Source organism: Paenalcaligenes sp. (assembly GCF_030152715.1).
Taxonomy (GTDB): domain Bacteria; phylum Pseudomonadota; class Gammaproteobacteria; order Burkholderiales; family Burkholderiaceae_B; genus Paenalcaligenes; species Paenalcaligenes hermetiae.
Genome location: NZ_JASLIX010000051.1, coordinates 1 through 22,403 on the forward strand (window position 1 = coordinate 1; position 22,403 = coordinate 22,403).

The 22,403-nt window shown below is 48.7% G+C and carries 19 protein-coding genes; 9 read left to right on the top strand and 10 right to left on the bottom strand.

Translation table 11 applies throughout. From position 1 onward, the window contains the following. The 3 genes from Q1V74_RS04235 to Q1V74_RS04245 all read right to left on the bottom strand — a co-directional run. Window positions 1–432 (bottom strand): cation diffusion facilitator family transporter (locus tag Q1V74_RS04235; protein ID WP_300647199.1); only part of this gene is annotated, 432 nt, incomplete at its 3' end. A gap of 99 nt (window positions 433–531) precedes the next feature. Further along, window positions 532–2,604 (bottom strand): methionine--tRNA ligase, encoded by a 2,073-nt coding sequence (gene metG, locus Q1V74_RS04240; protein ID WP_300647200.1) that lies wholly within the window; start codon window positions 2,602–2,604, stop codon window positions 532–534. A gap of 152 nt (window positions 2,605–2,756) precedes the next feature. Then, window positions 2,757–3,041 (bottom strand): hypothetical protein, encoded by a 285-nt coding sequence (locus Q1V74_RS04245; RefSeq protein ID WP_300647202.1) that lies wholly within the window; start codon window positions 3,039–3,041, stop codon window positions 2,757–2,759. An 87-nt stretch (window positions 3,042–3,128) separates the two neighbouring features. Between Q1V74_RS04245 and apbC the strand changes: the two genes are divergently transcribed. From apbC to gcvH, 7 genes are read left to right on the top strand one after another with little or no spacing between them, the layout of a single operon-like run. Then, window positions 3,129–4,214 (top strand): iron-sulfur cluster carrier protein ApbC, encoded by a 1,086-nt coding sequence (gene apbC, locus Q1V74_RS04250; protein WP_260649375.1) that lies wholly within the window; start codon window positions 3,129–3,131, stop codon window positions 4,212–4,214. 57 nt (window positions 4,215–4,271) lie between these two features. Next, window positions 4,272–6,026, top strand: a complete 1,755-nt coding sequence (locus Q1V74_RS04255; protein ID WP_300647218.1) for a BamA/TamA family outer membrane protein — start codon at window positions 4,272–4,274, stop codon at window positions 6,024–6,026. Beyond that, window positions 6,026–9,589, top strand: coding sequence for a translocation/assembly module TamB domain-containing protein (locus tag Q1V74_RS04260; protein WP_300647204.1), 3,564 nt, complete (start codon window positions 6,026–6,028; stop codon window positions 9,587–9,589). The genes Q1V74_RS04255 and Q1V74_RS04260 overlap by 1 nt, the downstream gene beginning before the upstream one ends. Before the next feature lie 49 nt (window positions 9,590–9,638). After that, a complete protein-coding gene (gene dcd, locus Q1V74_RS04265) occupies window positions 9,639–10,202 on the top strand; it encodes a dCTP deaminase (protein ID WP_260649372.1) in 564 nt (187 codons plus the stop codon). A gap of 12 nt (window positions 10,203–10,214) precedes the next feature. Beyond that, window positions 10,215–12,476 (top strand): arginine/lysine/ornithine decarboxylase, encoded by a 2,262-nt coding sequence (locus tag Q1V74_RS04270; RefSeq protein ID WP_260649371.1) that lies wholly within the window; start codon window positions 10,215–10,217, stop codon window positions 12,474–12,476. A 3-nt stretch (window positions 12,477–12,479) separates the two neighbouring features. After that, complete coding sequence (locus tag Q1V74_RS04275; RefSeq protein ID WP_300647206.1) at window positions 12,480–13,685, top strand: NAD(P)/FAD-dependent oxidoreductase; 1,206 nt, start codon at window positions 12,480–12,482, stop codon at window positions 13,683–13,685. Window positions 13,686–13,697: 12 nt separating this feature from the next. Beyond that, a complete protein-coding gene (gene gcvH / locus Q1V74_RS04280; RefSeq protein WP_260649369.1) occupies window positions 13,698–14,072 on the top strand; it encodes a glycine cleavage system protein GcvH in 375 nt (124 codons plus the stop codon). Between the two features lie 77 nt (window positions 14,073–14,149). On the opposite strand, the gene Q1V74_RS04285 is transcribed toward gcvH, so the two are convergent. Genes Q1V74_RS04285 through Q1V74_RS04295 form a run of 3 tightly spaced genes read right to left on the bottom strand, consistent with a single transcriptional unit; the run spans window position 14,150 to window position 17,021 of the window. Further along, the gene (locus Q1V74_RS04285) at window positions 14,150–15,787 is read right to left on the bottom strand and encodes a methionine aminotransferase (protein ID WP_300647207.1); all 1,638 of its coding nucleotides are present in this window, start codon (window positions 15,785–15,787) and stop codon (window positions 14,150–14,152) included. A gap of 5 nt (window positions 15,788–15,792) precedes the next feature. After that, window positions 15,793–16,596, bottom strand: a complete 804-nt coding sequence (locus Q1V74_RS04290; protein ID WP_300647208.1) for a thymidylate synthase — start codon at window positions 16,594–16,596, stop codon at window positions 15,793–15,795. Window positions 16,597–16,598: 2 nt separating this feature from the next. After that, entirely contained in the window at window positions 16,599–17,021 is a 423-nt protein-coding gene (locus Q1V74_RS04295) for an OsmC family protein (protein ID WP_260649366.1), read from the bottom strand. A 98-nt stretch (window positions 17,022–17,119) separates the two neighbouring features. Between Q1V74_RS04295 and coq7 the strand changes: the two genes are divergently transcribed. Further along, the gene (gene coq7, locus Q1V74_RS04300; RefSeq protein ID WP_300647209.1) at window positions 17,120–17,818 is read left to right on the top strand and encodes a 2-polyprenyl-3-methyl-6-methoxy-1,4-benzoquinone monooxygenase; all 699 of its coding nucleotides are present in this window, start codon (window positions 17,120–17,122) and stop codon (window positions 17,816–17,818) included. A gap of 328 nt (window positions 17,819–18,146) precedes the next feature. Here coq7 and Q1V74_RS04305 read toward each other — a convergent pair whose 3' ends face one another. From Q1V74_RS04305 to otnI, 3 genes are read right to left on the bottom strand one after another with little or no spacing between them, the layout of a single operon-like run. Next, the gene (locus Q1V74_RS04305; protein ID WP_300647210.1) at window positions 18,147–19,421 is read right to left on the bottom strand and encodes a glycerate kinase; all 1,275 of its coding nucleotides are present in this window, start codon (window positions 19,419–19,421) and stop codon (window positions 18,147–18,149) included. Beyond that, window positions 19,411–20,301, bottom strand: coding sequence for a 2-hydroxy-3-oxopropionate reductase (locus Q1V74_RS04310; RefSeq protein ID WP_300647211.1), 891 nt, complete (start codon window positions 20,299–20,301; stop codon window positions 19,411–19,413). The genes Q1V74_RS04305 and Q1V74_RS04310 overlap by 11 nt, the downstream gene beginning before the upstream one ends. Continuing rightward, a complete protein-coding gene (otnI, locus tag Q1V74_RS04315) occupies window positions 20,301–21,092 on the bottom strand; it encodes a 2-oxo-tetronate isomerase (RefSeq protein ID WP_300647213.1) in 792 nt (263 codons plus the stop codon). Before otnI ends, Q1V74_RS04310 begins: the two co-directional genes overlap by 1 nt. 109 nt (window positions 21,093–21,201) lie before the next feature. Here otnI and Q1V74_RS04320 point away from each other — a divergent pair, with 109 nt between their 5' ends. Then, window positions 21,202–22,137, top strand: coding sequence for a LysR family transcriptional regulator (locus tag Q1V74_RS04320; protein ID WP_260649361.1), 936 nt, complete (start codon window positions 21,202–21,204; stop codon window positions 22,135–22,137). Window positions 22,138–22,143: 6 nt separating this feature from the next. Here the strand turns inward: Q1V74_RS04320 and Q1V74_RS04325 are convergent, their stop codons facing one another. Continuing rightward, window positions 22,144–22,329, bottom strand: a complete 186-nt coding sequence (locus Q1V74_RS04325; protein ID WP_300647214.1) for a 4-oxalocrotonate tautomerase — start codon at window positions 22,327–22,329, stop codon at window positions 22,144–22,146. Between the last annotated feature and the right edge of the window lie 74 nt (window positions 22,330–22,403).

Sequence of the window (22,403 nt, forward strand, 5' to 3'; positions counted from 1 at the left end):
CCGTAATAAGTAGCGAAATAGGAGTTCTTTGGCGACTAAGGCAATAATAGCGACCGGTAGGGCAATGAGGTGTACTTTTTCAATCAGGTCTGGGTTTTGTAGTTTGCTAAAACTATTCCAGAGCATGCCTGCTCCGACCAGTAAAAGAATGACACCAACAGCTAACGTGGCGGCGGTCTCAAAGCGCCGATGACCGTAGGGGTGGTTCTCATCCGGGCCTTTGGCACTGTGTTTATTAGCGATTAACACAATGCCATCTGACACCAAATCGGAAAGGGAGTGAATTGCATCGGCGACTAAGGCTTGTGACTTGGCAAATAACCCGATGAGTAATTGGAGCAGCGATAAAATGAGGTTGACGACTACGCTAACCATGGTTGAGCGCGTGGCTGCGCGCGTGCGTTTAAGGTCTTGGGTACGGATTTTTTCCATGGTGTAATTCAGAATAAATAGAAAACAATCAATGCCAGAGGCGATGGTGGTAAAAGAAAAGGCACTAATTTTTATTAGTGCCTTGAATGAGAATGATTATTAGCTAATTCGCATGCCAGGTTTGGCGCCGCTGTGCGGCTCCAGTATGTAGAGCCCCGGGTTTTCCTTTTCATCTGCGTGGCTAGCTGCTAGGACCATGCCCTCAGATACGCCAAAACGCATTTTACGAGGAGCTAGGTTGGCCACCAATACAGTGAGCTTGCCCACTAAGTCTTCGGGTTTATAGGCAGACTTGATACCGGAAAAAACTTGGCGTAAGCGCCCTTCGTCGGCATCTAACATGAGACGCAATAATTTATCAGAGCCTTCGACCTCTGTGCACTCTACAATTTTTGCTACGCGTAAATCGACTTTGATGAAGTCTTTGAAGTCGATGGTCTCGGCAATGGCTTCACCGCCTGGAGTAGGGGTTTCCATTTCAACTTCTGCCGGCTCAAAAAGGGCATCCATTTGCTTGGGATCTACCCGCTGTAAAAGGTGCTTAAAGCGAGCGATCGATGTGGGGAGGGTAGCGGCATCTGCCCAGACAAAGCGGCGATCCATGCCAAAGAGTTCGGTAGCAACGCGCTGGGTTAACGCGGGCACAATGGGGCTAAGCATTACGGATAAGGCTTTAAACCCGGCGATGGCGCGCGAGCAAATGTCTTGCAACTGGGCTTTGGTTTGCTCAGAAGCCTCGGCAATGCCTTTAGCTAAAACCCACGGCTGGGCATTATCAAAAGCCTGGTTGATCTTATCGGCTAAGCCCATGATTTGACGAACGGCACGACCGTATTCGCCAATCTCTAGATTATGGCTAACGGTTTGGGCAAGCTCTTTGAATTCGGCCTGCATGGCGCTGGTGTCCCCAACATAACCGAGCTGGCCATCGAAAAACTTACCAATAAAGTTAGCGGCTCGGCTGGCGATATTGACGTATTTACCCACCAGGTCGCTATTAACACGCGCCACAAAGTCATCGGGGTTAAAGTCTACGTCTTCCACATGGGAGTTAAGCTTAGCAGCAATATAGTAGCGCATCCATTCCGCATCTAAACCAAGCTCTAAGTAGCGTAATGGTGAAATGCCGGTACCGCGGCTTTTAGACATTTTTTCGCCGCTTAGAGTGATAAAGCCATGTACGCGTAAAGAGTCTGGTGTTTTGCGCCCAGAAAACTTAAGCATAGCGGGCCAGAATAGGGCGTGGAAGTACACAATATCTTTGCCGATAAAGTGGACTTGCTCAGTATTGCCGTTTGGGTCGACTAAAGCGTCAAAATCTAAGCCTTTTTCTTGGCAGTAGGATTTGAGCGAGGCCAAGTAGCCAACGGGAGCATCTAGCCAAACGTAGAAGTATTTGCCGGGGGCATCGGGGATAGGAATCCCAAAATACGGTTCATCGCGGGAAATGTCCCAGTCAGATAGAGCAGCTTCGCCATTTTCGTTACTTAGCCATTCGCGAGTTTTGGCGAGAACTTCGGACTGCAAACGTGGACGTCCGTTTGGGTCGGTGCCTGTGGTCCATTCTTGGAGGAAGGCCACACAACGAGGGTCCGAGAGTTTAAAGAAAAAATGCTCGGAGCTACGTAGTTCGGGACGTGCGTTGCTTAATGTTGAATAAGGGTTGATGAGATCGGTGGGCGAGTAAACAGAGCTACAGGCCTCGCAACTATCACCGTATTGCTCTTTGGCGCCACATGAAGGGCACTCGCCCTTAATATAACGGTCGGGCAGGAACATGCCCTTGACGGGGTCATAAAACTGTTCGATAACCCGGCTTTCGATAAAGCCAGCGGCTTTGAGCTTATTGTAGATTTCGTGTGAGAGTTGAACGTTTTCAGGGGAGTTGGTACGGTGCCAATGATCGAACTCGATATGAAAGCCATTCAAGTACAAAGGGCGTTCGGCTGCGACTTTAGCGACCAGCTCTTCTGGAGTGATCCCTTCGTTTTGGGCTTTGAGCATAATGGGCGCACCATGAACGTCATCCGCCCCAACAAAATGCACTGTATGGCCGGACATTCGCATTGAGCGCACCCAGATATCGGCTTGGATGTATTCCATAATATGACCGATGTGGAAGGAACCATTAGCATATGGGAGTGCGGTAGTAACGAATATCGTGCGCGACATAAATCTAAAACCTATAAAGGGCTATAGCCCGCCAAAGGCGAGCCAATCAAACAAAATGGTAAAAATATATGACAGCTAGGTAGCGACTGATGTAAGTTCGCCTAACCTATGCTAGGCAAGCATAGCAGATGCCGCGAAAAACCGTTAGTTTTTTAAGGAATTTCGCGCATTTCTATGTCTGTCACGTTTTGGGGGCTACGTGCCGTTGTGGCGCGAGCCGCCGTTTTTGGGCTAAATGAAGAGGGACTATAACGACGGGGACGACGTTTTTCCCAGTAGGATTTGAACGCAAAAGGACGCCCGCTGATGCGCGCTACAATGTATAAAATAGCGACAGCAATGGCGGTAGACACCATAAAGATAGCCGCCATGAACATCCCTACAAGCGTTAATACAAAGAAGAGGATAGAGCGTAGAATCTGATTAAATGTATTCATAATAGTGTATGACACTTTTTGAAGAAGATAATTCCTCTAGTACGCTAGTTTTAGCGTGTTAGTCATTTTTTTAGGGTTTGTTAACCAATGAATGTAACTAACGAACAAATTTTATCTGCCGTTGCTGCGGTAATTGATCCCAATACCCATAAAAAGCTGGATGTGTCCTCGCAGAGCTGTGAAATTCAGTTAACGGACAACAAGCTGACATTAAGCTTAACATTATCTTATCCGCTATATGATGCAGATGGGGTATTAAAGCAACGAATTCAAGAGGCGGTTACTCCATTAGGTTTGGAAGTCGCTAAGCTCAGCGTGTATGCACGTATACAAACGCACGCCGTACAAGATAGTTTGCGCCCTTTACCGAATGTACGCAATATCATTGCTGTGGCGTCGGGCAAAGGGGGGGTTGGTAAAAGTACAACTTCTGTGAACTTGGCTTTAGCCTTAGCCCAACAAGGTGCTAAGGTTGGTCTTTTAGACGCTGATATTTATGGTCCGAGTGCGCCAATCATGCTTGGGATTAACGAGCGCCCACGCTCTATTGATGGTAAATCCATGAAGCCCCTAGAAGCGCATGGCATCCAGACAAACTCGCTGGGCTTTTTAATGCAAGAGGATGCACCAGCGATTTGGCGTGGTCCGATGGCGACACAGGCACTAACGCAATTGATTACGCAAACAGCCTGGCATGATTTGGATTATTTGATCGTAGACATGCCCCCCGGAACAGGTGATATTGCTTTAACGATGGCACAAAAAATCCCGTTGGTGGGAGCCGTGGTCGTAACAACCCCGCAAGACATGGCATTAGCGGATGCGCGTAAAGGGCTCAAAATGTTTCAGCAGGTGAATGTTCCTGTATTGGGTATCGTAGAAAATATGTCGATGCACATTTGTACCAACTGTGGTCATGCTGAAGCTATTTTTGGTCAGCATGGTGGGCGTGAAATGGCTGAGAAATACAACGTACCGTGGTTGGGTGCGTTGCCTTTGGCTATGGCCATTCGTGAACAAACTGACTCCGGTAATCCCACCGTGGTCGCCGCGCCAGACAGCGCTGAAGCAAAGCTCTACCATGAAATTGCCACCAAGGTCGCTGCGCATATTGCCACCTTACCCGCGGACACCTCTTGGCAGCGTCCTAAAGTCGTTCCTCGTCCTTTGTAATTTGATTTAAAGGGATAATGCATGCGTGTGCGCGCCCTAATTGCGATATTGTGCTTGATGCCTGTTACCGGGTGGGCAGAAACCAGCTCTGAAACACCGTCCACCCCAGAGGTGGTTATTGATCCAGGCGGGGTAGGTCCCCAGGCCTTAAAAGCCATATATGGCGCTGTGGATGCTATTACGCGGTTAGCGGAAGATCAGGATCTTGACGAAATATCGCGCTTGCGGCGGCGTGCGCACGATGCCACGGTCTCGGCTTTGCAAACCCAAGGCTATTATGATCCGATTGTGACCCTAGAGGTAGGAGAGGATTACCAGGGGGAAACGTGGGATATTTTAATTGAGCCGGGGGAGCAAACGCGAGTTCGGCACGTGGATTTGAGTTTTAGTGGTCAAATCAACGAGCCTGAGTTTGCCCCTCGAGTACAAAAAATTCGCGAGGCATGGCCGTTAAATCAAGGCGATGTGTTCTTAAATAAGGACTGGTCTGATGCCAAAGCAGATTTGCTTCAAAGCGTTAAATCTAAAGATTTTTATTATGCGCGGTATACCCATACCCAAGCCACTGTTACTGCCGATAAAAATACCGCTGATCTAGATTTAGCGATTCGTAGCGGCCCACGGGTGCGCATGGGTGAGCTCTATACCTCGGGCTTAAAACGAGTCCCAGAAAAGCTTATCCGGCGTTATGTTCGCTATGAGCCGGGCGAGCCTTATGATCAAGATAAATTGGATGATTGGCAGCAGGCTTTGCAATCTACGACATTTTTTAGGGGAGCTTTTGTCACGCTTGATGAGCAGGCGCAAGGGCAGCGAGTTCGTGCTGACGGCGAGGTGGAAATGCCCGTTTCCGTTCGTGTTACCGAGGCTCCAGCGCGACGCTTTACAGGCTCTCTAGGGGTGGATAGTGATCATGGGCCACGCTTAGAGGCGTTTTATCGGCAGAATATCGTTTTTGGTCAGCCCGTTTGGACGGAAACCGGTCTAGGGGTGGATAAAGACCGACAGCGGTTTTTTTCTGATGTGCATTTTCCTCCTACGTATAAAGGCTTTAAAAATAGTTTTGGGGTGTTGTATGAACATCAGGATATTGAAGGCTTAAAGCAAACCCGCGCCGCGACGGGGATAAAAAGTAAATATGAGTTTGATACTAATACCCGCGCTGACTATGAAACGCAATGGAGTTTAATGGGGGTATGGGATGAAAGCAAAGTCAGTGGTGAGCCGGCTACGCAGCGCGGCACCTCTTTAGAAGCGACTTGGCAAGTCCTGCGCCGCAATGTGGACAATAAATATGACCCACGAGAGGGAAATTTATTTGATATGGATATTGGGATCAACTACCCTTTGTCCGGGGGTAAAAAAACCTTATATCGGGCGGGGTTGCGCGCGCAACAGTGGATTCCCATTGGGAAAAATGATGTGTTTATGTTGCGTGCAGAGGCTGGGAAAGTATGGCCTAACGCCGATCGTATCCCTATGGGTTTTGGTTTTAGAACCGGTGGAGCTCGTTCTATACGAGGCTATAAATACTACAGCATAGGTAGAGAGCGTGGCTCAGCAGTAGTGGGTGCACCTGCTTTGGCTGTATTAAGTGCGGAATACCAGTATTTTTTTAACTCGACGTATGGTGTGAGCACCTTTGTGGATGTGGGCGATGCAGGGGAATCCTTTAGAGACTTAAGCCCTCATTGGGGCTATGGGGTGGGAGCGGCAGTACGTACTCCAGCCGGTCCTTTTTATGTGGATTTAGCATACGGTCAAAAAACACGTGACATACGTTTGCATTTCTCTTTAGGGATCGCTTTTTAATGCGTATCAATCGAATTTTCCGCCATGTGGTGTTTTGGGGCTTGCCTGTTCTTGCTGTGATACTGCTCGTGCTATCGGGTTTTGTGTACTGGCTCATAGCAACACCGACTGGGTCTCGGTGGGCAATGAATACGGTAGCTTTGCAATTTGATGGAGAAAGTCGCGGCGTTACGGGGAGCTTATGGCATGGGCTGGAGGTGGAGCATGTGCAGCTAGCCCTGCCTGATCAAACTCGACTGGAGGTTGATGGTGCCGTCGTTCAGGTGAACTGGCCGCGTTTATGGCATAACCGGCAGCTGTATGTGCAAACGCTATCGGCGCAACGCATCGCCGTATGGTTAGATGGTGATCCCAAGCCCAAGGAGCCCGATACCGAGCCATTTACGATGCCTTCTTTGCCTGTTACGGTTCATGTGGAAAATTTAGGCGTTGATGCTTTTTATTTATGGCAGCAAGGTCAGGCTTTACCAGTAGATTTAAGTCAGCTGCAATTGCGCGCCAAAGCTCAGCTTGATCAGGAGGGGGCGCAATTACAGCTACTTTCTGCTCGCGTGGGTTATGAGCATTTGTGGGTGGACACGCAGGTGCAAGCCCAGTTACATGAGCTAGCCGCACCGTGGGATAGCGAAGCTACGTTAAAAGCAAGAGTCAGCACCGATACACCGGAGCACCTTATTTGCTTAGATCAATATTTACCACCTCATTTACAAGATACGACAGCCGTCGAGTGGCGTGACCCTGAGGCGCCTTATTGTGCGGTAAATCTCACGGCACAATGGCAGGGTTCTTTACAGCAGTCGGTGCTTTCTTTAGTGGCTGCAGGTCAAGGGCTAGAGGCCGAGGCACAGGCCAATTTACAATTGGATCAAGCTTTTCCATTACGTGATACTACAGTGCGTGCTGCACTGCCCGACCAGTCGCACTTGCAGGCGCATTTAGATTGGCAACGCGATGAGCAGGATCCAACGCGAGACCGACTGGTGGGACAAATACAAGCACAGGATTTTGATGTGGGAGCTTGGTTGCCTGATATGCAGCTGCCTGCCAAAGTAACGTTAAAAGGGGATTATCAAGCCCAGCTAGGGCACTCAGGCACTCAGTTAGAGCAGGCTCAGCTGCAATTACAACTAGAAGAAACAAGCCGTTGGAATGGTCAGGTAGCACAAGGTCGTATTCATATGGATGTGGCTCAAGCGCCGCTTGATACAGCTGTGCCCTTATGGCAGGCGTACACGATAAAAAACAGTGATATAGATGTGCGTATAGGTAATAATCATTTACAGCTTAAGGGGGCATTTGGGCTGTCAGATGATACGTTGCAGCTTTTGGTCAAGGCTCCGGCTTTGAAACAGCTGTGGCCAAGCCTAGATCAAGTAGGAGCGACAGAGGTAGAAGCAAAGCTGGTTGGAAGCTTGTTTAGCCATCAGCTTAAGGCGCATCTAACTCATCAGCTGCACGGAGACCCTAAAGCAAAAATTGGGAATGGTCCAGTCGAGGCTCAGTTTACGCTCAAAGGAAATTGGGAGCCTAATAGCGCTGCGCCTAGTTGGAATGGGCAGTTGGGACAAGTACAGTTGCACCACGCTGGTTTAGGGGCGCAGATACCCCAAGCAGCCTCCATAGAGATTTTGTTGCCAACAGCGCAGCAACCTTTAGATGTGGATGTGGGAGCTTTTGCTTTGCATGCTGCTATTGATAACACGCCATGGCTGACATTACAGCATCAAAAAACGCATGTGGATGCGACTGGCTTTAGCACAAAAGGCCACACCGAGGCACTACAGCTTTCTGCGCAGCGAGTCACTGAGCTGATGCGACGTTTAGGGCTGGAGAACAATAACGAAAAACGAGGTGGTGTGGTTGACAGAAGGGAGCGTCTTACAGCCTTAGAGGATCTTTCCATCCAGTTAGACTGGGATGTGGCACTGCAAGAGGCATTGGCTGGCAAAATTCAATTGCGTCGATTAGCTGGGGATTTAATGGTGCCCGCGGAGCCCGCGTTCGCGCTAGGCTTAGAAGAGGCCGGAGTCACGGTTGAGATCACTCCAGGGGCAGGGGGACGTAGTGTTATTCGTGCGGATGCGTTGGTTCAAACTAAAGACATGGGCTATATCAAAGTGAATGGTACCAGCCCAATCCACTATAGCAAAGAGACGGGGATTACATTACGTACTGCTGATAAAAAAGAATTGGTTGTGGATGCTCATATAGATAACTTGGCATGGACTAGTTTGATTTTAAAAGATCAGTTGGAACTAGGCGGAGAGTTAATTGCCAATGTGCGCTTACAAAGCTTAACCAATGGTGGCTTTAGTACTCAAGGGGATATTCTTGGGCATCACCTTAAGGTCACTCGTCTTGATGATGGTGTGCGCTTGCTCGATGGGGAACTGAAAGCCTCGCTTAATGATAATCGATTCACTGTAGAGCGCTTGCATTTTCCTGCGCAATTACGCGTGGAACCCAAAGAATGGCGCACCGCAACATGGATTAGTGAAAATGAGGACGCTAAAGGCGGGTTTTTGAATTTAAATGGCTATTGGGAGCTAGATAGCAATACAGGGAATTTTGATGTGGAGCTGTATCGCTATCCTCTGTTACAACGGGCGGACCGTTACGCCATGGTAACCGGAGATTTACATCTACATGCCGTCTTACCACAGATCAACTTAAGCGGTAAAATTACGGCAGATGCTGGCTGGTTTAATCTAGATATGCTGGGCGGGATTCCAACGGTAGATGGTGATGTGGTGGTGATTCGTTCTACCGATCCGGTAAAAACCCAAGACGATCAAGAGGCGGCGCCTATCAATATGGCGATGGATCTAGAGGTCGATTTGGGTCCGCGATTTTATTTAACGGGTTATGGGGTGAACTCCGGTCTGATTGGTCAAATGCGTATTCATATGATCGATGGGCAAATCACGGCACTGGGGGCGCTCAATACCCGAGGCGGCGCCATCGAGATGTATGGGCAGCGTCTACAGTTACGTCGGGGTACGATTACCTTCCAGGGGGATATTACTAGCCCTATTTTGGATATTCAGGCGCTTCGTACTGGTTTGAGTGTAGAGGCTGGTGTAAAAGTGGGTGGCACAGCACGTCGTCCCAAAATTGATTTGATCTCTATTCCCGAGGTCTCTGAGCTAGAAAAATTATCTTGGCTATTATTCGGCCATGGTCCAGATGAAAGCAGCGGCGATTTGGCTTTGTTACTATCTGTTGGGAGCTCGTTTTTGGGTGATGGAGAGCCGTTTTACCGTAAGTTTGGCATTGATGAGCTATCCATGCGCTCTGGTGAGCTGGGTGGTGCCGGAACGGTGTTACCCGCCAATAGCACGGCGAGCTCGCCGGAAAGCGAGGTCAGTGAAGTGGAGCGTCGTTTTGTCGAGGCAAGCAAAAAGCTGACCGATGATATTACCGTGAGTGTGCGCCAAGCCTTGGCGGATACTGGTACGGTAGGGCGAGCAACTTACCGTTTATCCCGACGTTTAACTGCTGAAATGAGCATAGGTACGGTAAATGGTTTGGCTTTAATTTATCGTTGGTTCTCGCGCGATTAAATCCATTTATTTAGGGCTGGGGTGGTTCTTCAGCCTAGCAGAGGGTACTATGAGTATAAAAAGTGATCGTTGGATTCGACAGCAGGCCGCAAAAGGCATGATTGAGCCTTTTGAAGCCGGTCAGGTCCGTGAAATTAATGGACAGCGCATTGTGAGTTATGGCACCAGTAGTTACGGCTACGATGTACGTTGCGCCAACGAATTTAAAATCTTTACGAACATCAATTCCACTATTGTTGATCCCAAAAATTTTGATGAAAAATCTTTTGTGGATTTTGTGGGGGATGTGTGTATTATTCCACCTAACTCGTTTGCTCTAGCTCGCACAGTTGAATATTTTCGTATTCCACGCGATGTGTTAACAGTGTGCTTAGGGAAAAGCACGTATGCTCGTTGTGGCATTATTGTTAACGTTACCCCACTTGAACCTGAATGGGAGGGGCATGTTACCTTAGAGTTTTCCAATACCACTCCACTTCCTGCCAAGATTTATGCCGGAGAGGGCTGTGCCCAAATGCTATTTTTTGGTGGTGATGAGGTCTGCGAGATTTCTTATCGCGATCGGGGTGGTAAATATCAAGGCCAGTTAGGCGTTACCTTGCCACGCACGTAGGAGCTAGTCGGCATGAAATTTCGTTTTCCTATCGTCATCATCGACGAAGACTTTCGTTCTGAAAATGCATCCGGTTTGGGGATTCGTGCCCTTGCCGATGCCATCGAAGCTGAGGGCGTCGAAGTTCTCGGCGTTACGAGCTATGGTGATTTAAGTACCTTTGCTCAACAGCAAAGCCGAGCTAGTGCTTTTATTTTGTCTATCGATGACGAGGAATTTGATGAGGACTCCCCCGAGGATGTGGCGGCAGCGATTAAAAATCTGCGCACATTTATCGGCGAATTACGTTTTAGAAACGAGGATATCCCCATTTACTTATATGGTGAAACCCGTACGTCGCAACATATTCCTAATGATATTTTGCGCGAATTACACGGGTTTATTCACATGTTTGAAGACACCCCAGAGTTCGTGGCGCGCCATATTATCCGCGAAGCGCGCTCTTACTTAGACGGTTTGGCTCCTCCTTTTTTCCGTGAGCTGGTGAAATACGCTTCGGACGGCTCATATTCCTGGCACTGTCCTGGGCACTCGGGTGGGGTGGCGTTTTTAAAAAGCCCTGTGGGACAGATGTTTCACCAGTTTTTTGGCGAGAACATGTTGCGTGCGGACGTATGTAATGCCGTCGATGAACTGGGCCAGTTGTTGGATCACACCGGTCCTGTAGCCGAGGCGGAAACGAACGCAGCACGTATTTTTCATGCGGACCATTGCTTTTTTGTTACGAATGGCACATCTACGTCCAATAAAATAGTTTGGCATGCCAACGTAGCGAACAACGATATTGTGGTGGTAGACCGTAACTGCCACAAATCCATATTGCATGCGATTACCATGACGGGGGCGATTCCGGTATTTTTACGCCCCACGCGTAATCACTTAGGGATTATTGGCCCGATTCCCTTAGAGGAATTCTCTCCCGAAAATATTCAGCGTAAAATCGAAGCGAACCCTTTTGCGCGCGAGGCCGCGAACAAAATGCCTCGCATCTTAACGTTAACGCAAAGCACTTATGATGGGGTGATTTATAACGTTGAGCAAATCAAAGAAACGCTGGGTGAAACCATTGATACGTTGCATTTTGACGAAGCGTGGTTACCGCATGCCGCTTTTCATAGTTTTTATAAAGACATGCATGCGATTGGTCCGGATCGCCCGCGTTGTAAAGATACGATGGTGTATGCCACTCACTCAACGCATAAGCTTTTAGCCGGTTTGTCACAAGCGTCTCAGATTACAGTACAAGATGCTGAAAACCGAGCATTGGATCGCAATGTGTTTAACGAGGCGTATTTGATGCACACATCAACCTCGCCGCAGTATGCCATTATTGCGTCGTGTGATGTCGCCGCTGCGATGATGGAGCCCCCTGGGGGTACCGCTTTAGTCGAGGAAAGCATCAAAGAAGCGTTGGATTTCCGGCGCGCAATGCGTAAGGTTTCCTCTGAGTACGGTAAAGACGACTGGTGGTTTCAGGTATGGGGCCCCGATAAGCTAGCAACCGACGGGATCGGCTCACGCGATGATTGGCTTTTGAAATCCAATGATCGTTGGCATGGTTTTGGTGAGCTTGCCGATGGCTTTAATATGCTGGACCCCATTAAGGCTACGGTAGTGACGCCGGGGTTGGATATTTCGGGTACCTTTGCAGAAACTGGAATCCCTGCCGCGTTAGTGTCTAAATATTTGGCAGAGCATGGGGTGGTGGTAGAAAAAACGGGCCTGTATTCCTTTTTTATTTTGTTCACCATCGGGATCACTAAAGGTCGCTGGAATACCTTGTTGACGGCTTTGCAGCAGTTTAAGGACGATTATGATCGTAATCAGCCCTTGTGGCGTATTTTGCCAGACTTCTGCAAGGCGCACCCCACCTATGACCGTTTAGGTTTACGTGACTTGTGTCAGCAGATTCACGAGGTCTATAAGAAATACGATTTGGCGCGTTTAACCACCGAGGTGTACCTCAGCGATATGGTGCCGGCGATGAAGCCTTCAGATGCCTATGCAAAAATGGCACATCGCGAAGTTGAGCGCGTCAGCATCGATGAACTAGAAGGGCGAGTGACAGGGGTGTTATTAACTCCTTATCCTCCTGGGATTCCTTTGCTTATTCCTGGTGAGCGCTTTAATCGTATGATTGTGGATTACTTACAGTTTGCACGGGAATTCAATGCCCAGTTTCCAGGCTTTGAGACGTATGTACATGGCTTGGCACAAGATATCGGGCCCGATGGTCAACCCCGTTATTATGTAGACTGTATTCGCGAAGACTAATCCATGGCGGTTCATTTTGATGTGGCAGTTATCGGTGCCGGCGCTGCGGGTATGATGGCTGCCAGCGTGGCAGGGCAACGAGGCTTGCGCGTGGTCTTAATCGACCACGCCAAAAAGCTAGCAGAAAAAATTCGCATTTCTGGGGGCGGTCGCTGTAATTTCACCAATATTGGTACCACCGCCCAAAACTTTATTTCTCAAAATCCGCATTTTTGCCGCTCGGCTTTGTCAGCGTACACGCCACAAGACTTTTTGCGGTTGGTCAATGCGTACGGGATTGCTTGGCACGAAAAGCATAAAGGGCAGTTGTTTTGTGATGACTCCAGTGAGTCCATCATTCAGCTTTTGCGCCAGGAGTGTGCCAAAGGTAATGTTTCATGGCGTATGCCTTGTGCTGTACAAGCCATTCAAAAAACGGATAGTGGTTATCAGCTTGCTACAGATGGGGGCGCGATTGCCTGTGAGCAGTTAGTGATCGCTACTGGCGGCATGGCTTTACCTCAGGTGGGGGCGACGGATTTTGCCTTGCGTGTGGCTCGACAGTTTGGTTTAAAAGTTGTTGAGCCTAGGCCTGCATTGGTGCCGTTGACGTTCGATGCATCATCATGGAAGCCTTTTGTGCCCTTAAGCGGTGTGAGTGCCGAGGTCATGTTATCGAATCAAACAAAGCCACGGGTTCAGTTTTTGGAAGATTTACTCTTCACACACCGCGGTTTATCTGGTCCAGGTATTTTGCAGATTTCCAGCTATTGGCAGCCGGGACAAAGCATTTGTATTAACTTGCTGCCAGAACAAGACTTGGGACAGCAGTTGGTGGCGGCTAAAAAAGGCAATAGACAGCAATTGGATAATTATTTAGCTACTTTTTTGCCGCGGCGACTGGTGGAGCAATGGCTAAACGCAATGCAAATCTTACCCGCTGGTTGGGAGCAAAAAAAAGTGGCAGATATGGGGGATAAGGCTTTATTACAACTGGGGCAGGCGCTACAGTCTTGGACGCTTTTTCCAACCGGTACAGCAGGGTATAAAAAAGCGGAAGTGATGCGTGGTGGCGTCGATACGAACGAGCTTAATCAGAAAACCATGGCCGTTAAAACCCACCCAAATTTATATTTTATTGGGGAAGCAGTGGATGTCACGGGTTGGCTTGGGGGTTATAATTTTCAATGGGCATGGGCGTCAGCTGTGGCTTGTGGCCGAGCTTTATAAGGAAAGGAGCATATGCGCTTACCAACAGATCGAAAATATCTAGCAACTCACGAATGGGCTTTAGTCAAAGGTGACGAGGTCTGGGTTGGCATTACGGATTTTGCTCAAGACCAATTGGGCGATTTGGTTTTTGTCGGTGATTTTAAAACCGGTGTGCATTTACAGGCTGGGGATGTGGCCGGCGTGGTGGAGTCAGTAAAAGCGGCTTCGGACATTTATGCCCCTGTAGCTGGTGAGGTCATTGCTTTTAATGAGCAGTTGACAGATGCACCGGAGTTACTTAATGATCAGCCTTATGAAACATGGATTTTTAAGCTCAAACCGTCGCAGATAAGTGATGTGGATGCTTTATTAAGCGCGGAGCAATATCAAGCAGAAAATAGCTGAAGCGCAAATCACTGGAGTGATACACTTGGTTTTATAAAAGGGGCAGGGTAATACCTGCCCCTTATGTGTTTTGGGTGTTAGCGCGGTTGAAGACGCCGCAAGCGTGCAATGGCTGCATCTAAGGTTTGGGTTGTTTTAGCAAAGCAAAAACGGATTAAGCGTTGCTCGGCGGGAGCTTCTTTGTAGAATGCACTATATGGGATAGCGGCGACCCCATACTCTTGAATCAGGCGATGGCAAAAATCCATATCGTTTTCTGTGCTAAAGGCGGAATAATCTGCCGTAATAAAGTAGCTGCCCGCACTAGGTAAAAAACGCCAGGCTGTGTGGGCTAAACCCTGAAGAAAATAAGCCCGTTTTTCAGCATACATAGGTGCCACAGCAGCAATCTGTGCAGGGTCCTGCATGATTTTGGCTAAGGCAAATTGCGAGGGGGTATGTACAGAGAACGTTGTGAGATTATGAATTTTGCGGATTTCCTCGCTGAGATAAGCTGGAGCCGCGCAAAAACCCACTTTCCACCCTGTAATATGAAAGCTTTTACCAAATGAGCCAATAACCACACTGCGTTCGCGTAGTTCAGAATGAGTGGCCACACTATGATGCTGTTGGGGGGCAAAGACCATATCGGCGTAGACCTCATCGCTGATCACAATCACTTGAGTACGGCGTAGCCGTTGTGCCAGTTGCTGCAGGTCTGCGGGTTGTAAAATGGTGCCGCTTGGGTTGTGAGGGGTATTAAGAATCAGTAGTTTGGTTTTAGGGCTTAGTAGCTGTTCCAGAGCCTCCCAGTCAATCGTAAAATCGGGGGCATGTAGAGGTAGACGCTTCACGATGCCACCGGCTAATTCGATGGTGGGCTCGTAGGTATCGTAAGCAGGCTCTAGGATGATGGCCTCATCGCCAGCCCCCACAAAAGCCAAAATTGAGCAAAATAAGGCTTCGGTGGCGCCGGCGGTCACCGTAATATTTTGCTCAGGATCATAGGTGTGACCGTCTCTTCGCTCAAGGTAGTGACTAATCTGTTGGCGTAACGCTAAGACCCCGGCGCCGGGCGCGTATTGGTTCATACCCTGTTTTGCATAATGATCTAGCCAATGCAGTAATGCCGGATCACAGCCAAAATCGGGAAAGCCTTGGGCTAAATTCACTGCTTTGTGTTGAGCAGCTAAACCAGACATATAGGAAAAAATATTGGGGCGAAGATGGGGCAGTGGGCTACGTACAGATGGGCGATGTTTATAGACTACAAAATCATAACGATAGCCGTTTTCTTCGGGTTGCGGCTCGCGTTGGACCTCGATCCAGCCAGCAGGAAGCGGTGGGAAAAAGGTGTCTCCATCTACGTGAGCGTGTACTTCGGTGGCAATCAGCTCATCGGCTATTGCTAGTCCGAGTTGAAAAATTTGCTCACCTCCAATGATGCAAGCTGTATCGTAACCATGACAGGCGGCAATGGCGCTGTCCAGGTCTGGGTAAACAGTAGCGCCGTGGGCGACATAATTGGGGTTGCGGCTGATAACCAGGTTGGGGCGTCCAGGTAATGCTCGCCCCAGTGATTCCCACGTTTTGCGCCCCATAATAATGGGTAGCCCCATGGTGGCGGCTTTAAAATGAGCTAGATCGTTAGGTAAACGCCAAGGCAAATCGTTATCTTTGCCAATGCAGCGATTGGTGGAGTACGCCACCACAAGACGAAGCGAGGGTGTAGACATAGGGATTAAACCGCCACAGGGGCTTTGATATGTGGATGGGGGTCGTAGCCGACGATTTCGAAATCTTCGTATTCATAGTCAAAAATCGAGGCGGGTTTACGACGTAGCTTAAGCTTTGGATAAGGGCGAGGGTCGCGGCTGAGCTGTAGCTGTACTTGTTCCATGTGGTTACTGTATAGGTGGCAGTCACCACCTGTCCAAATAAAATCGCCCACATCGAGATCACACTGTTGCGCCACCATATGGGTTAAAAGGGCGTAGCTGGCAATATTGAAAGGCACACCAAGAAAAATATCTGCGCTGCGCTGATAGAGTTGGCAGGATAATTTGCCATCGGCCACATAAAATTGAAATAGGGCGTGACAAGGCGGTAAAGCCATATTCGGAATATCACCCACGTTCCAGGCTGATACGATTAAGCGCCGCGAATCAGGATTGGTTTTAATTTGTTTGATCAGGTCCGTGATTTGATCAATATGTGTGCCATTAGGAGCGGGCCAGGAGCGCCACTGCACCCCATAAATTGGGCCGAGATCACCATTTGCATCGGCCCACTCGTCCCAGATGGTAACATTATGATCATGCAGCCACTTGATGTTGTTATCACCGCGTAAAAACCACAATAACTCAATAAAAATGGAGCGTGTGTGCAGTTTTTTGGTGGTGATCAGTGGAAAGCCGTTAGCTAAGTCAAAACGCATTTGGTAGCCAAATACGGACTTTGTGCCGGTTCCAGTGCGATCATTTTTTATTGTGCCGTGTTCGTATACATGGCGCATGAGAGTTTCGTATTGATTATAGGGGCCCATAATTAGCTGTTCCGAATCTCGACAGAATAAGTGATATTAGCGGTTTTACCGAGCATGGCACTGGCTGAGCAGTACTTATCATGGGATAGTTTGACAGCACGCTCAACGGCATTTTCAGGTAAGTCTTTGCCACTGACGATAAAGGCAAAGTGAATTTGAGTGAAGACTTTTGGGTCGGTGTCTGCGCGCTCAGCAACAAGGCTCACTTGGCAGTCTGTGACGGCATGACGCCCCCGCTTTAAAATCAACACCACATCGTATGCCGCGCATCCTCCTGCTCCAGCAAGGAGCATTTCCATCGGACGTGGGGCGCTATCATTGCCGCCACCCTCGACCGCGCCGTCCATGACAGTGACGTGACCGCTGCCTGTACTCGCCACAAACAGCATGCCATTATTATGATTCCAATTAACCGTGCATTTCATGATAGGTATCGTCCTTTTACTGATTTAGCCCAAAAGCTCATAACGACTTTGGCATTACAATAGCATGATTGTAAGCCTACATTTTATGCGAGGATTAAATGACCACATCCATTCAAGTAGAAAATACCGCTCCAAAGGCGTCAGTACCAAAGCTAGAGCGACGCCCCTCTTTGTTTGACACGGTGTTAACAGAAATTGGCCATGCGGTGCATGTGATCAGTCGTTCCGCTCAAGCATCTAGACCTAACCCGGCGGGTAAGCCAACGGCGCAGGACAATACGTTAAGCCCAGAAGAAGCGCGTCATGCGGCTGGCTTGATGCGCGTTAATCATGTAGGAGAAGTATGTGCCCAAGCGCTCTATCGTGGGCAAGCGTTGATGACTCAAGACGAGTCGATTAAGGCTTTATTATACGAGGCTGCCACCGAGGAGGTGGATCATTTGGTGTGGTGCGATGATCGCTTAAAAGAACTAGGCAGTCGCCCTAGTATTTTTAATCCTTTTTGGTATGCTGCATCTTTAGGGCTAGGTGTGGTGGCAAGCCGTGCAGGTACGCCGTATAACTTAGGTTTTATGGCAGAAACGGAGCGTCAGGTTGAACAGCATTTGGATAGCCACCTGCAGTCTTTGCCCCCGCACGATACGCGCTCTCGAAAAATTGTTGAACAAATGCGTCTGGATGAGATTGAGCATCGCACCACCGCTGAAAATCATGGGGCTAAAGCCTTGCCTGCCCCTATAAAGCTCGCGATGCGTTTCATGTCCAAAGTGATGACAACCACGGCGTATCGGATCTAGTACTATCCCTTACGACTAAGATTAGGGTTTATTCCTAAAGACTTTTCTCTAAGTTTGTTGATTTTTTGCTACAAAACCACAGATTCATGAGAAAAAAGCCCAAGTATCTTGCATTGCACAAAAGTAAGCACTATACTTTAGTCATTGGATGTCGAAACGCAACGCAAGAGTAAAAACCCTAATTGGTTGCGCAGGCTCGGGAAAACCCCTTGTAGCCCGACATGCCCCGGTTGTCTCCTCCACCCTCCTCCTTTGGTGGATTTGCCCGAGATCTTTTGATCTCGGGTTTTTTTTTGCCTAAACGATTATTTAGAGCAAAAATTATCATCTAAGCAGGCAGTAAAATAGCTCGAAAGTCATTGACATTGGTTTGAGTGGGGCCGGTAATCAGTTGCTGATCCAAGCGCTGAAAAAACTGATGGGCGTCTTGTCGTTGCAAATAATCCATGGGGTCAAGGCCAAGAGCCAGAGCTTTGTTCCAGCTTTGATCGGTAATAAACGCACCAGCCACAGGTGCTGCGCCATCTACACCATCGGTGTCAGCAGCTAGCGCAGCATAAGGAAATTGATCTTTTAGGGCAATAAGTAGCGCCAGTAAAAACTCCACATTGCGGCCCCCGCAGCCATCTCCTTTTACTTGTACTGTGGTTTCACCACCAGAAAGGAGCACAGTGGGCGCGGCAGCAGGCTGCCCATGTTTTTGACAATATTTGACGATGGCTGCCATTACTTTTGCTACTTCTTTGGCTTCGCCCTCGATGGTGTCACCCAAAACAAGAGGCGTATAACCCTGTTCTTGGTAAAGCGTAGCCGCGGCCTGTAAGGCTGTGTGTGGGGTGGCGATAACATGCGTTTGGACGCGTGCTAAGCGAGGGTCGTCTGCTTTGATGCTTTCCCAAGCGCAGCTCTGGAGCCCATGCTGTATGGTGGGACTTAGGGCAATGGCATAGTGCTGTAGGATCTGTAAGGCGGCTTGTGCGCTACTGGGGTCTGCGACGGTAGGACCCGAAGCGATATGGCTAGGGTCATCACCGGGTACATCAGAAATAATTAAATTGACCACACGCGCAGGGTAGCAGGCGGCGGCCAAGCGCCCCCCCTTGATCGCTGATAAGTGTTTGCGCACGATGTTGATTTCATCAATGCTGGCACCACTGTGTAATAGTTGTTGGCTAAGCTGCTGTTTTGCTTCTAGTGTTAGGCCTGTGGCGGGCAGACTTAATAAAGACGAGCCGCCCCCAGAAATAAGGCAAATAACCAGATCATCGGCGTTTAGCGCGTGAACGGCCTGACGTATTTGTTGGCTGGCTTGTACGCTGTTTTGGTCGGGAACAGGGTGCGCCGCTTCGATGAGGCGTATACGCTGGGTAGGGAGCGTAGAGCCATAGGGAACCACGACCACCCCGCTAAGCTGACTTTTATCCCCTTGCCACGCGTTTTCTACTGCTTGCGCCATGGCGGCGCCGGCTTTACCCATCCCGATGACAATAGTGCGCCCCGACGGCGGTGTTGGTAAGTAGGGTGGTAGCGCATACTTGGCTTGGGCGGCTTGTACAGCCGCGCTAAAGCCGGCGCGTAAAAGGGTAATATGGTTAGCTGTCATCACGAATCGAATGGTTGGCCAGCTGCTCGATGACTTTAATCACGGCAGAGTGATCCCACTCGCTACCGCCTTGGGCGATGCAGCTACTGAGCAATTGTTGAAAGAGCGCCGCCCCGGGTAAGGCCACCCCGAGTTCGCGAGCTGTGTTGAGCGCACTGGTGATGTCTTTTTGATGTAGGTTGACTTTAAACCCCGGGGTAAATGTGCCCGCGGTCATGCGCTTACCGTGGACCTCTAAAATCCGTGAGTTTGCAAACCCTCCCATGAGCGCTTGTCGTACTTTTTCTGGGTCCGCTCCAGCTTTAGAGGCGAGCACTAAGGCTTCTGCAACGGCTTGGATGCTCTGTGCCACAATGACTTGGTTGGCCATTTTCGTAATTTGACCAGCACCCACATCGCCGACATGAGTGATGTTTTTGCCCATCACTTGAAAAAGAGGTAACACACGTTGAAAAGCGGACTCAGAGCCACCCACCATAATGCTTAATGTGCCCGCTTGCGCGCCTACATCGCCGCCAGAAACGGGCGCATCCAAATAGTCAGCGCCTGCGGCTTGAATTCTCTGCGCAAATGTTTTGGTAGCGACAGGGGAAATCGTACTCATATCCACGATGACCTTACCCTGTAGATTGGCTTCGATGACGCCATTTTCCCCAAATAAAACCTGCTCAACGTTCGGGGTGTCATTCACAATAAGAATAATAATGTCAGCTTTTTCAGCGGCCGCTCGCGGGCTATCACAAAGATGGGCACCGGCTTCGGGTATAGAGGGGTGGGTGTGGCTACGGGTGTAGGTGTTTACTGGATAACCGGCTTTAAGCAGATTTAAGCACATGGGAACACCCATAATCCCTAAACCAATAAATGCAATATTCTCCATTATTTTGTCCTTTGGGGTTGGTAACGGCGTAGCCAGCTTAATCCTTCTGCTGTGGTTGCAGCAGGTAGGTACTCACAACCTATCCAGCCGGCATAACCTAAATGATCCACTAAATGAAAAATAAAGTCATAATTGATTTCCCCTAGATGGGGCTCATGGCGTCCGGGGGAGTTCGCAATTTGAATGTGGCCGATATAAGTTAAGAAACGCTCTAGGGTATGACTAATATGACCTTCTACGCGTTGGGCGTGATAAATATCGTATTGCAACTTGAGGTTTGTTCGATTCAGTTCATTGATGATTTCTACCGCTTGTTCGCTTTGTTGTAAAAAGTAGCCCGGCATATCGTAAGGGTTGATTGGTTCAATACAAATTACCCGATTATGTTGCGCCGCAATATCCGTGGCATAGGCAAGGTTAGTCAAATAGGTATCAAGGGCTTTGGTATAAGATAAACCCTCTGGACGTATCCCCGCCATACAGTGCATGAGCTCATTACCTAGAGTATTGGCGTACTCCATGGCTATATGTACCCCCTCTTGAAATTCTGTTTGGCGGTCTGGTAAGCAAGCCAACCCTCGTTCACCTTGATCCCAGCGTCCTGCGGGTAAGTTAAATAAGACTTGGGGTAGAGACTGGTCATCTAGCCATTGCTTAAGCTGGGCTGGTGTATAGTCATAAGGAAAAAGGTATTCAATACCACTAAAACCGGCAGCGGCTGCATGAACAAAACGTTTAGGAAACTCGTACTCTGTAAAAAGCATACTAAGGTTAGCAGCAAACTTTGGCATGTTAGCTCCAAGCAGTCGTCAGGGAAGATAGTGAGATTGGTGTGATCAACATAAAATGATTTTGTCTTTCTTTTCCTGTTATACCGCATCTTTTTCTTAAATAGGCATTATGAGTCGCTATACGGAAATTCGTAGTTTTGTTTTGGTCGCAGAAAAAGGGAGCTTTGCAGCGGCCGCGGCCCAAGAGGGAGTGACACCTGTGGTATTAGGGCGTAGGCTCGATGCATTAGAAAAACGTTTAGGTGTACGTTTAATGCATCGTTCTACGCGAGGCTTGACCTTGACGGATCTGGGTGAGCAATTCTTAGAACAGTGTAAGCAGTTGTTGCATGATTTTGAGATGGCAGAAGCCAGTATTAGCGACCAGCACAATGCAATGCGTGGGCATTTGGTGGTTTCGGCACCAGCGTCATTTGGGCGCCAGCATGTGGCTCCACATGTATTAGCATTTAAAAAGCGATATCCAGACCTGCGCTTGTCTTTTAATTTTACGGATAGTGTGATTGATTTAGTGCGCGAGGGTTATGACATGGCAATTCGCGTCGGAGCGGTTTATGACCCGAATTATGTTGCTGTGCGCTTGTATCCTAATCAGCGCGTGGTGTGTGGTACACCTGCGTATTTTGCTAAACATGGGGTGCCACAGGTGCCAGAGGATTTAATACATCATAATTGTTTAGCTTTTAATTTACATGGTGGGCAACAATATGGTTGGACCTTTGTGCGTCAAGGCCAGATTTTCTCGGTACGCGTGCAAGGTGATTTGGACTGCAATGATGGGGAGCTTTTATTTGATTGGGTAAAGCAGGGCTGGGGTGTGGGCTGGCGCTCTATGTGGGAGATTCAAGCAGAGCTAAAGCGAGGGGAGCTTGTCACTGTGCTAGATGAGTATGCGATTCAGGATTATGATATCCAGGCGGTGTATCAGCAGCAACGTTATGTGCCCGCTAAAATCCGTGTTTTTACGGATTATTTGAAACAGATTTACAATCAGCCGGGCTATTGGGAGCAAACGGACAAAACCGCCTGTTCATGTAAACAGTAATTTACGTTATTTGTCGGACCATAATACGCCACCAGTTCCCCAGTCCTCTCGCTTTACATTATTAAAACGGATATGGACAGCCTCGGGTTTACAGTTCAAAATACGACACGTTTCCTCGGTAAGACGCTGAACTAATTCGCGTTTGGTTTCTTTATCTCGGCCCTCAAAAAGATCAATCGTAATAAAAGGCATTTTGACCCCATAAAAAATGAAAAGAGATAGGACAGTTTAAATATGATATTGCCACACTATCGCATAATAGCCAT